Source organism: Metabacillus flavus (assembly GCF_018283675.1).
Lineage (GTDB): Bacteria > Bacillota > Bacilli > Bacillales > Bacillaceae > Metabacillus_B > Metabacillus_B flavus.
Map to the genome: position 1 here is coordinate 2,017,272 of NZ_JAGVRK010000001.1, position 11,630 is coordinate 2,028,901.

Genomic DNA, 11,630 nt, shown 5'->3' on the forward strand with positions numbered 1-11,630 from the left:
TTCACCCCTTTACAGGATGGATCATCGGAATATCCAGCCCTTTTTCCTTTGCAGCCTCAACGGCTTTGTCATATCCTGCATCAGCATGGCGGATAATGCCCATACCAGGATCTGTAGTAAGAACCCGCCGAAGTCTTTCTTCCGCAAGCCCGGTGCCATCTGCCACGGCAACCATGCCCGCATGCAGAGAATAGCCCATTCCGACACCGCCTCCGTGATGGACCGAAATCCACGAACCGCCTGCCGCAACATTGATCAGAGCATTTAAAATCGCCCAGTCTCCCACTGCATCGCTGCCATCCTTCATCGCTTCCGTCTCCCGATTCGGCGAAGCAACGGATCCACAATCCAAATGATCACGGCCAATTACGATTGGTGCCTTTAATTCCCTGCTCCGGACAAGATCATTGATGGCAAGCCCCATTTTCATCCGCTCTCCATAGCCAAGCCAGCAAATTCGCGAAGGAATCCCCTGAAATGCCACCTTTTCCTGTGCCATATCAATCCAGCGGAGAAGCGGTTTGTTTTCCGGGAACAATTCTTTTATGAGGGCATCCGTCCGGTAAATATCCTCAGGATCACCAGAAAGAGCAGCCCAGCGGAATGGACCTTTTCCTTCACAAAACAAGGGACGGATATAGGCAGGAACGAAGCCTGGAAAATCAAAGGCATTGCTGACTCCTTCATCCTTTGCAATTTGCCGGATATTATTTCCATAGTCGAATACTACGGCTCCTCTCTGCTGGAATTCAAGCATCGCTTCAACCTGCTTAGCCATCGACTTCGAAGCTTGTTTTTCATATTCCTTCGGATGGGTCTTTCTTAATTCAGCTGCTGCTTCCAGAGTGAGATTCTCCGGGATGTAGCCATTGATCGGATCATGTGCAGAGGTTTGGTCTGTGACAATATCAATATGGATGTTTCGCTTTAAAAGCTCGTGGTGAAGGCTTGCTGCATTTCCCACAACCCCAATGGATAATGGCTCTCCTTTCTTTTTAGCTTCCATGGCCCATTTAACGGCCTCATCCAGACTGGATGCCATTTTATCGCAATAGCTTGTTTGAAGTCTCTTTTCAATTCGGTCCGGATCGGCCTCAACCGCCAAACAGACACCGCCGTTCATCGTTACTGCCAGAGGCTGGGCTCCGCCCATTCCGCCAAGTCCCGCTGTTAAGGTGAGCGTCCCTTTGAGTGAGCCCCCAAAATGCTGCCGGGCGACTTCAGCGAAGGTTTCATACGTTCCTTGCAGAATTCCTTGAGTTCCAATATAGATCCAGCTTCCTGCGGTCATTTGACCGTACATCATCAGTCCTTTTCGGTCGAGCTCGTGGAAGTGGTCCCAATTTGCCCATTTTGGAACGATGACGGAGTTTGACAGCAAAACCCTTGGCGCTGCGGCATGCGTTTTAAAGACGGCCACAGGTTTACCGGATTGGACGAGCATCGTTTCATCGTTGTCCAGTCTTCTGAGCGTGTGCACGATTGCGTCAAATGCTTCCCAGTTTCGAGCCGCTTTTCCAATTCCCCCGTATACGACGAGATCCTCCGGTTTCTCCGCCACATCCGGGTCGAGATTGTTATAGAGCATTCTCAAAGCTGCTTCCTGCTCCCACCCCTTGCATTCCAATTCAAGCCCTTTTTTGGCACGGATTACGCGTTTTGTTTCCATTTCTCAAACTCCCTTCCTTCGTCTAAAGCTGTCCATCCGGCTTTATTTTTTTTTAGCCATTCCGCCATGTTCTCTATGTCTTCCGAAAACACCCGGTCCTTGGTGATGGAAGGCACAATCTCCCTTGCTTCATCATAATAAGCCCGGGTTGCAGGAGCCATCTTATTGATGCCGCGGAACTGAACGGCTTGAAGGGCGCAAATGCACTCAATTGCCAGCACCCGGCGCACATTTTGAATGATGCTGAAGCAGTGGCGGGCGGCAATCGTTCCCATGCTTACGTGATCCTCCTGATTCGCTGAAGACGGGATTGAATCCACACTTGCGGGATGGGCAAGTGTTTTGTTTTCCGATACAAACGAGGCAGCGCAATACTGCATGATCATCGCACCGGACTGAAGACCGGGCTGAGCGCTTAAAAAGGGCGGCAGATCATTGAGCTGAGGATTCACGAGCCGTTCGATTCTCCGTTCTGAAATGCTTGCAAACTCCGCCATGGCAATTTTCATAAAATCCATGGCAAGGGCAATGGGCTGTCCGTGAAAATTCCCTCCTGAAATTACCGTGAGGCCTCCGTCAAAAATCAGCGGATTATCGGTCGCTGCGTTTATTTCGATCTCAAGCTTTTCTTTCACATAATCAAGAGCCTGCCAGGAAGCCCCGTGCACTTGGGGGATACATCTAAGAGAATAGGCATCCTGAACCCGTTTTTCTCCTTGCCTTGTCACTAACTTGCTTCCTGTAAGCATTATTCGCATCCGTTCCGCAACCGCTGATTGCTGCGGAAATCCTCTCGCTTCATGGATGGCAGGGTGAAAGGCATCCATAATCCCTTCCAGACCCTCCATCGTAAGCGATGCGATTATTTCGCTTTGCAAGGCAAGTTGTTCTGCCTCTAAATAGCTGATCACCCCCATTGCGGTCATCGCCTGGGTTCCATTGATTAATGCGAGACCTTCTTTCGCTTCCAGGATAAGCGGTGAAAGGCCTGCATGATGAAATGCTTCAGAAGCTTTACACACTTTTCCTGAATAAAACACTTTGCCTTCGCCGATTAGGACAAGGGCTAGATGGGAGAGCGGTGCAAGGTCACCTGACGCCCCTAAAGATCCCTGCTGCGGAATGACTGGATGAATGTGTTGATTAAGCAGTTCAGCAAGCAGCTCTGCCAAAATAGGACGGATTCCTGAAAAGCCTTTTAGTAATGCGTTGAGGCGCAAAAGGACCATCGCTCTTGATACAGGCTCAGGAAAAGGATCTCCTACCCCGCATGCATGGGAGCGAATCAAGTTCAGCTGCAGCTCATTTACATCTTTCTCACCAATCACGACATCGCTGAATTTGCCGAAACCCGTATTGATTCCATATACTGTCTTTTTATCCCGGACGATTTTCAATACCGCTTCCCTGCTTTGTTCTACTTTACGCATGCTTTCTGGCTTGAGAACGATTCGTTCCCCATCCAGACAAATTTTCCTTACCTCTTCAAGTGAGAGCGTCTCACCCGTTAAAACAACCATTTTGACCCCTCCTAAACTCAAAAAAGAGACGACAATGGCATAAAAACACCATCATCGCCTCCTCATGACTTATGAACTATAGGCAATGTTTCTTCATATATGATTAATTCCCAGACCAACCGTTTCATGCTCGAGCCCTTTAATCGGGGCGCCGATTGTTCCATAAAATGCGACGGCAATCCATTCTCCTTCTGATTCCTCTGCATATGGCCTGCCCCTTACAATGGCAAACCTCAAGCCTACCGTCCGGCTCATCTCGCCAATAGAGGGCTGACCGCGGGTAACCCCTTCAATCCCCTCTAAAACAGCATGATAAAGTGCGTGGGTTTCCCTGTAGCAGTTTTCCAGAATCAGCTCATTCCTTTTTGCTGCGGTTTCAACTGCCGCAATGACCTTTTGCATATTCATTGACCCTACTTTGCCCTGACAATAAAGGATTTTATCAAAAGACGGCTTGATCAAATCCAACTCTTCATCTGTCAATGAAGCAAGAAGAACCGCGTATTTACCAATGTGTGCTTTCAATGTCATAAGCAGCCTCTTTTGTCTGAATTTTCTCTATTCACTAATATCTAATGTTATTCTATGGGTTTATTCTTCGCTGTGTCAATTACTATTGGAAAATTTCAGTTTGTTACCAATATGTTTATTAAAGAAAGAAAGCTCTTGGAAAAGGATTAAAAAAGAGGGAGTTTAGTTTTTAAAAGCAAAATTTGTTAAATTTAATAACTATTATATGGTAAAATATACATAAAATGTTGGGATATATGGAATAAAAATCCTTATTTCAAGGTGTATAGACCTGTGTTCGATCGGGACTTATATTCAATCATTCAGGAAAAAACAGCATCGATATTGTTTACTGGGAGGTAAACCAATTATGTCACTTTTTGCATTTTCAATTTTATTGCAGATTTTATTATTTTTTTACTTTGAAGCAACGACATTGCTCAACCTGTACCCCTGGAATGATCTGGCTAAATACACGAACCGGGAGAAAACACTTGAAGCTGCTTCAAATGGATTGGTCATCTTAATCAGTATGGGTTTATTTATTTCCCATATTAAATGGCTCATGACGATATCTGTTATATTTTGGTTCATCTTTTTGATTATGCAGCTTTTAACTTGGTGGATGCCTTATTTAACAGGAAGACATTTAAAGCAATTTCCGAAATCACTTTATGAGACTCACTTTATAAGGACAATAAAAATATTGCCTCGCGTGAAGGATCATATCGTACCGGATGCCCAGCATAATGTTCTGCAGTTCATTTCACTCATTACTGTTATTGTAAGTGCACTGTCTATTTTTTACGCATAAAATATATTTTCAGAATTGAAGAGAAGGCTCCAGCAGGAGCCTTCTCCGATCAATACAGCAAATATTTCTCCCGAATATCCAAAAATTTTGTTCTTTCCTCTTCATACTTCTTCTCGATCTCTTCAACGGATGCTCCCTTTACCAGCATATCCTTCACCCAGCTGTTTCCAAGCAAAAGATTAAAATTATCGGCTGCTAAAAACTGAAAATCATTCGGATACATGTCTTTTACGGTTTTCACAATGGATAAGCCAGTTTTGACTGCTTTAAACTTCTTCCGGTCGGTCACGTAGAGCTGTACCCCATGTGAAAGCTTGCCGGTGTGCTTTGAAAACGTTGGAGTGAAAGATGCTGCTCTAAACGATACGCCCGGCAGCTCCAAGCTGTTCAGTTTTCCAGCGAGTTTATCGCTATTAATAAACGGTGCACCAATAAGTTCAAACGGTTTTGTAGTCCCCCTGCCTTCTGAAAGATTGGTTCCTTCAATCATGCCTGTTGCCGGATAAACGATGGCGGTTTCAAGTGTCGGCATGTTCGGTGACGGCATGACGAATGGAAGACGGGTATCATCAAAGTCCATACTTCTCTTCCAGCCCTTCATTTTCACTACTTTCAGGTCAGCACCGATCTTAAATTCACTGTCAAAGAGCTTTGCCAGTTCTCCAACCGTCATCCCGTGCTTTAGTGGAATCGGGTATTTGCCTACAAATGAAGAGAAGGCTGGTTCAAGAACAGGTCCATCCGTTTGAATTCCGCCAAGCGGGTTCGGCCGGTCCAAAACGATAATCGGAATGTTGTTTTCTTTCGCCGCTTCCATTGCGTAAGCCATCGAGTAAATGTACGTGTAGTAGCGGGAGCCGACATCCTGAATATCAAAAACCAGCACATCCACGTTTTTGAGCATCTCGGGTGTTGGCTTTTTCGTTTGCCCATAAAGGCTGTATACCGGCACTCCTGTTTTTTCATCGATGTAATACTCAACATACTGCCCAGCCTGTGCATCTCCACGTACCCCATGCTCAGGACCAAAAAGAGCGGTCAGTTTAATGTCTTTATCCTGTGCAAGCAGATCGACAACGCTTGTAAGATTCCGGTCAACTCCGGTAGGATTTGTTATCAGACCTACGCGCTTTCCTTTAATCAGGCTTTTTTGTTCCTTCAGCAGCATCTCGGCGCCAGTGAGCACTTTCTTATCTTTTTTATGCCCGAAAAGGGAAGCATCCACCGATGTAGCCATACCGATTGCAAGTACCCCGGCAATCAGGGCGAATATTATTTTTTTCATAAGCGAGCCCTCTCCCGTCTGCTTATTTTAGTGGTTTTCCATTGAATTTTAAACCGTATCCAAATGGATAAAGAATTTCATTTGGATGAGTTACGGAAGGAATGTCGACCGGCAGTTTTCCTTTAGGCTCAGATAATCCGAAGATCGTTTCAATTCCCGCTGGAATGTTCGGCTGCCGGAACCGGCCGTTTGTATATCCTTTAAATCCGTAGACAGCCAAGACCGCTTTCGCTTCTTCAAAATTAGCGGCATCATAAGGATTGCGCAGGCTCATCAGGACAAATTTCTTGCTGTTTTTCTGAGAGTAGTTCATAACTGCTCTCGGAAAAACGGTTGCCCATTTGCTTGAATCTGTCACCGGATCATCAATAACCCCATCATTAACGGCCGGATCATTTTTCACGACATAGGAACCGGTAATGACATAATCAGCTTCATCAATTTTCTCAGCGGTTTTTTGATCAAATACTTTTCCGGAAAAAATCAGGCTTTCCACTTGGACTTTGCTTATTCTTTGTTTGGAGTAGAGCTCCTTAATGGACCTTCTCATTGCTTCCGCCTGATCTTCGAATGGTGCAAGGATCAGAACTTTTTCGTTCTTTTTTGGTTTAAACGGCAGGGTTTTATCCTCATTTTTCAGAAGCGTCACCGCGTCTAATGCCATTTTCTTTTCTAAATGGTAATGCTTCATGCTGCCGACAATTTTTTTGGCATAGGCAATCTTTGCTTCCAGTGCATCTTCTTGGATTGATCCTTCAGGCTTATATATGCCGCGCTTCATTTTCAAATCGAGAATCCGTTCAACGGAATTATCGATCTCACTCATTGGAATTTCTCCGGATTTTACTGCATCTATGACCCCGTTATATACTTCGGTCAAATTTTTTTCTGTTGCTTTGGACGTAACCGGTGCAGGCATCAGGGCAATATCCACACCGGATTTAATGGCGAGAATCACCGCTTCTTTTTGGCCAAAGTTTTCAGCAATGGCTTTCATGTTCAGTGCGTCGGTTACAACGACTCCCTTAAAGCCCATCTCATCTCTTAGCAGATCTGTCAGCACTTTGCGTGAGAGTGTCGCAGGAACCATAATCTGCTGACCGTCCTTTTTGCTTTTATATGTGGTATCGTCAATCGCAGGGAATTGAACATGTGCAGTCATAATCATATCGACGTTTGCATCAATCGCTTTTTGAAAAGGATACAATTCTACATTTTTTAATCGTTCTTTATCATGTGTGACCATCGGAAGACCGTAATGGGAATCAACCGCTGTATCCCCATGTCCCGGGAAGTGCTTTGCCGTCGTAGCCATGTTTTGATCCTGCAGGCCTTTGATTGTCTGAAGACCAAGGGAAGCAACCAGCTCCGGGCTGCTGCCAAAGGAGCGGACCCCGATAACTGGATTGCCGGGATTGTTATTTACATCTAGAGATGGAGCAAAATTGACGTTGATGCCCAGGGAATGAAGCTCTTTCCCGACAATCGCTCCTGTGTTATAGGCATTTTTCAAGCTTCTACCTGCACCAAGTGCCATGTTTCCCGGCAAGTTGGTTCCTGATTGCAGTCTTGTTACAATGCCGCCTTCCTGATCAATCGTGACAAAAAGCGGGATGTTCTTGCTCGCTTTCTGAAGACCATTTGCAAGTCTAACCGTCTGTTCTGTATCTACTACATTTTCGGCAAACAAAATGACCCCGCCAAGATGGTACTTCTCAATGATGCTTCCGACTTCATCATTCATTTCTGTTAAGCCGGTCAATTTGCTTTCCCCTTGCTTCTGCCAGTTGCGGAAATCCGGCATCAGCATTTGGCCGACTTTTTCTTCAAGAGACATTCCATCTGTTATTTGTTCCGCAGCTGCTGGCGTGCTTCTAAGTTCCTGTTTTGCTTTAGCATCGGATTTAATTCCTGCAAATGTAGTTAAAACAAGAACGGAGACCAAACTATACGTAATGAAACGGGTTTTCTTCATAAAGTCCTCCTTATTGGGTTTAGTATTTACATAGAACGCTATAGGTAAGCGCTTACTAACGATGTTGGGCAATCTGTTATTTTTTCAGCATGGCTTCATAAACAGCTGTAACGACACTTCCATATTTTCCGGTCTGAAACAGATCGCCCTGGAAAGTATTTGAATCTTTAGCTGGATTCACTAACGGCGAATGTTTTTTATTTGTAAGGAGAACAATTCCCAGGTTGTATTTTGGATCCAGGATGGTCACAGTGCCTGTCCACCCCGTATGGCCAAACGCTTTGTCGCTCGCATAGGGCCCGAACATCCACTCCATGCTTTCATTACCATTCAATCGCCATCCTAATCCGTATGTAGGATTCATGGACGATGGCTGCACAAACGCTTTGGCCGTTTTTTTGCTGAATAGCTGCTGATTGCCATAGCTTCCGCCATTCAGCATGGTTTGGAGCAGGACAGCCATATCTCTGGTATTGGAAAACAGCCCCGCATGTCCTGATACCCCTCCCATTGAATAGAAGGCTTTCTCATCATGCACTTCCCCCTGGAGGGTATATTTACGAATATTCGGAAAATCAATTACACCATCACGCGTATTCCCCATAAGCTCTGTAGCTGCAGCATCCTTCGGTTTGAATCCCTTTTGAAGAGGATTGAAAACGGTGTTTTTCAGTCCAAGAGGTTTGTATAAGTGTTTTTCCACATATTCATCAAGCTGTTTTCCGGTTACTTTTTCAATTATGGTGCCGAGCAGCATATAGTCGACATCACTATATATGTTTTTTGTTCCAGGCTGGTACGTTAGCGGCGTCCTCGAGATCATACTGATGGTCAGGTCCCGATCCTGGGAGAAAAGATTTTTGGACACTTTTGGGTTGTGGTATTGCGGGTCGGGCGGAAAGCCGGCTGTGTGATGAAGGACATCGATAATCCTTAGAGTGTCCTTCCCTTTAATCACATCAGTTTCCTGATCGCGGAATTCCGGAATATACGTTTGAATTTTATCCTCAAGATTTATTTTCCCTTCTGATACAAGTTGCTGAAGGGCGAAATTGGCCGCATACATTTTTGTATTGGAAGCCAGATCAAACAAGGTATCCCGTTTCACTTTTTCAGGACGCTCCAGAAGTGTCTGGCCGTCATATTTTTTTTTATATCCATAGGCTTCATTTTTTACAATTTTTCCATCCTTAATCACAATGAGAGCGGCTCCCGGGAAACCCTGGTTGATTTCGTCCTGAATCAGCTTGTCCACCCTCTTTAGTCCGAATGTGGAAAAACCGGCTTCTTCCGGTCTCTTTACTTGTTTAAGCGTAGAGGCTTTTTGATGCTCCTGCGCCTGTATGGTTTGTGCAGGTGTGTTCAGCGCCTGTGCAGGAACAGCGGCCGGTGCAATCATCGCAATCGTCAGCAAGGAACCTATTGTTTTTCGTTTCAATTTCCCCATCCCCTTGTCACTTATTCTATGAGTCTTTTATTAGCAGCAGAGTCTGTCCGGGCTGAATGAGCTCAAGCAATGGCTGATCTGAAGCTGAAATTCTGCCAATCACGTTGACACGTTCATCCCCCGGCAAATCCTCTTTAACAAGTTGAATTTCGCCCCTATATCTGCCATATAAATCGTTATCCATCGTAATGACCCCTTTGCTTCTTGGCTTGGCCGGCAATGGAGGTATGGAGCGGTTTGTTCTTGTATTAAGCAATCGAATGACATCCCTTGAAAGATCCGGTCTTACCTGATACCTTTCATTCAAGCTGGGGGTTGATGAGATTCTGATTTTTATCGTGTCTTCCTTTGAGTAAAGCAAGAGATCCTCCAGAAGTTCTCCCCCAAAATCGGCATCTCCGATATAAATATGATCTGTGTCCATTTGATCCAGCTCAATTGCTGCATGCAGTGGATTTATCGCACGGTGTTTTTCCAATGTCGGCAAGCCCTCAAATAATGGTCCCCGCTTTTCACCTCTGCCAGGTATGAAGGCAGCTGTTGAGATTCCATATTGTCTGAAAAGGCGGTTTTGCTTTTTGTAAAAAGAATCATCCAGCCCAGTCTCTCTCCGAGGATAAAAATTGTGCCATGCGATAAGTGCCTCTTGCTTAACCCCAATGGAAAGCAGATCCCGAAGCTCCCTTTCAAAAAGAATGCTTGCATTAATGGCAATCGAAAACTCACGGCTGAACTCCGCCATTTCTTCTAATTCAAATCCATCATCGAGACGGAGCCCGTTTACCCCAAGTTCTTTTAACTCATATATCGAGGCTGCACCAAGCTTTGCAGGAGTTCCTGCAGAGACATCTGCAAAAACCTGAACTCCTGCTTCCTTGGCTGCCCGAAGGAGCTGTTTCGCTTTTCCTGCGAGATCTCCCTTGTCCTCCGGGATGTGGAGGGAGGTAAAGGCCTGCTTTACCCCCAGTCTCCCTGCTTCCCTAATTCGTTTTTCTGCACATTCATCGTGCAGATAGAAGGATATACCAATCATGCGAATTCACTTGCCATTTCATCCTTAAAGCCAAAGAAATATGTGATAAGGAAGCCGGCAGCATAAGAAATCAACAGCCCAATCAAGTAAAGCACGATTTCATTAAGTGGAATCAGGAAGGCGAGCGGAAGCCCTGAAACGCCAATGCTTGTTGTCGCTACATTAAAGTACGCCTGAAATGCTCCGCCTACTCCTGCTCCTAAACATGCGGTAAGGAATGGCCTGCCTAGTGGAAGGGTTACACCGAAAATTAAGGGTTCGCCGATTCCAAGCATCCCTGCAGGAAGACCTCCGCCAATCGCCCGTTTCAAACGTTTTTTCTTTGTTTTAGCAAAAATAGCAAATGCAGCACCTACTTGGCCAGCTCCACCCATTGCCAGAATCGGAAGCAGCGGATCATCGCCAATTGAACTAATCAATTCCAAATGAACGGGAGTCAATCCTTGATGAAGACCGGTAACGACGAGCGGCAGGAATGTAGCGCCAAGAACGAATCCTGCTCCAGGACCTCCTACATCTAACACAGTGAGCAATCCTTTTGTGATGCCTTCAGAAATCCAGCCTCCTACAGGCATGAACACAATGTACGTAACCAATCCGGTTACGAGCAATGCAATGGTCGGGGTGATGATAATATCGAGTGACTTCGGAACAAATTTGCGGACTCTTTGCTCTACGATCGCTATAAATATAGCGGCAAATAAGACCCCAACGAGACCTCCGCGGCCAGGGAGAAGATTTTCTCCAAAGAGAGAAATGCCCGCTATTGCAGGATTAATAATCAAAATACCTGCGAGAGCACCGAGTGCCGGAGATCCGCCAAACTCCTTGGCTGCGTTGTGCCCGACAAGAATGCCAAGGTAAGCAAATAAACCGCTTCCAATTGCTGTTAATATAAGTGCCGTTTGCGATTTTTCATCCAGCCAGCCTGCTTGAATAATGGCTTTTGAAATACCAGTTATGAGTCCCGAAGCCACAAGTGCAGGAATCAGCGGAATAAAAATATTGGATATTTTTCTGAGAAACTGTTTGAAAGGAGTTGCGTTCTTTTTATTAATCTCAGCTTTATTCGATGCAGCTGCTTTCTTTAAATCCAGCTCCTCAGGTTCACCTGTCAGTTTGCCAAATTGCTCTGAAACTTGATTTACGGTGCCAGGACCGACAATAATTTGAAACGTATCCTCTTCTACCAGGCCGAACACACCATCAATTCTCTTTATTCCATCTCTGTCTACCAATGAATCATCCTGTACCTTTACTCTAAGCCTTGTCATGCAGTGAGCATAGGAGATAACGTTATCCTTGCCTCCCAATTTCTCCAGTATTTCTGCTGCCAGTGCACTGGATTTATCCATTTTACCCATCAGAAACCCTCCC

At 45.3% G+C, this 11,630-nt stretch carries 9 protein-coding genes; 1 reads left to right on the top strand and 8 read right to left on the bottom strand.

Going from position 1 to position 11,630, the window contains the following annotated elements; all coding sequences use genetic code 11:
• Position 1: 1 nt before the first annotated feature.
• From hutU to hutP, 3 genes are all read right to left on the bottom strand, one after another.
• Positions 2-1,669, bottom strand: a complete 1,668-nt coding sequence (gene hutU, locus J9317_RS10335; RefSeq protein ID WP_211558345.1) for a urocanate hydratase — start codon at positions 1,667-1,669, stop codon at positions 2-4.
• A complete protein-coding gene (hutH, locus tag J9317_RS10340) occupies positions 1,651-3,189 on the bottom strand; it encodes a histidine ammonia-lyase (protein WP_211558347.1) in 1,539 nt (512 codons plus the stop codon). Before hutH ends, hutU begins: the two co-directional genes overlap by 19 nt.
• A gap of 93 nt (positions 3,190-3,282) precedes the next feature.
• Positions 3,283-3,720: a histidine utilization transcription antiterminator HutP gene (gene hutP, locus J9317_RS10345; RefSeq protein WP_211558348.1), complete on the bottom strand. Its 438-nt coding sequence runs from the start codon at positions 3,718-3,720 to the stop codon at positions 3,283-3,285.
• 349 nt (positions 3,721-4,069) lie between these two features.
• On the opposite strand from hutP, the gene J9317_RS10350 reads away from it, so the two are divergent.
• On the top strand, positions 4,070-4,513 hold the full coding sequence (locus J9317_RS10350; protein ID WP_211558349.1) for a hypothetical protein: 444 nt from the start codon (positions 4,070-4,072) through the stop codon (positions 4,511-4,513).
• A 49-nt stretch (positions 4,514-4,562) separates the two neighbouring features.
• Here J9317_RS10350 and J9317_RS10355 read toward each other — a convergent pair whose 3' ends face one another.
• From J9317_RS10355 to J9317_RS10375, 5 genes are all read right to left on the bottom strand, one after another.
• The gene (locus J9317_RS10355; RefSeq protein WP_211558350.1) at positions 4,563-5,798 is read right to left on the bottom strand and encodes an exo-beta-N-acetylmuramidase NamZ family protein; all 1,236 of its coding nucleotides are present in this window, start codon (positions 5,796-5,798) and stop codon (positions 4,563-4,565) included.
• Positions 5,799-5,820: 22 nt separating this feature from the next.
• Positions 5,821-7,773: a glycoside hydrolase family 3 protein gene (locus J9317_RS10360; RefSeq protein ID WP_211558351.1), complete on the bottom strand. Its 1,953-nt coding sequence runs from the start codon at positions 7,771-7,773 to the stop codon at positions 5,821-5,823.
• 76 nt (positions 7,774-7,849) lie between these two features.
• Positions 7,850-9,211: a penicillin binding protein PBP4B gene (gene pbp4b, locus J9317_RS10365; protein ID WP_249292120.1), complete on the bottom strand. Its 1,362-nt coding sequence runs from the start codon at positions 9,209-9,211 to the stop codon at positions 7,850-7,852.
• Positions 9,212-9,236: 25 nt separating this feature from the next.
• Positions 9,237-10,253 (bottom strand): MupG family TIM beta-alpha barrel fold protein, encoded by a 1,017-nt coding sequence (locus tag J9317_RS10370; RefSeq protein WP_211558352.1) that lies wholly within the window; start codon positions 10,251-10,253, stop codon positions 9,237-9,239.
• Positions 10,250-11,617 carry a PTS transporter subunit EIIC gene (locus J9317_RS10375; RefSeq protein ID WP_211558353.1) on the bottom strand — a complete coding sequence of 456 codons (1,368 nt, stop codon included), beginning with the start codon at positions 11,615-11,617 and terminating at the stop codon, positions 10,250-10,252. The genes J9317_RS10370 and J9317_RS10375 overlap by 4 nt, the downstream gene beginning before the upstream one ends.
• Positions 11,618-11,630: the final 13 nt, after the last annotated feature.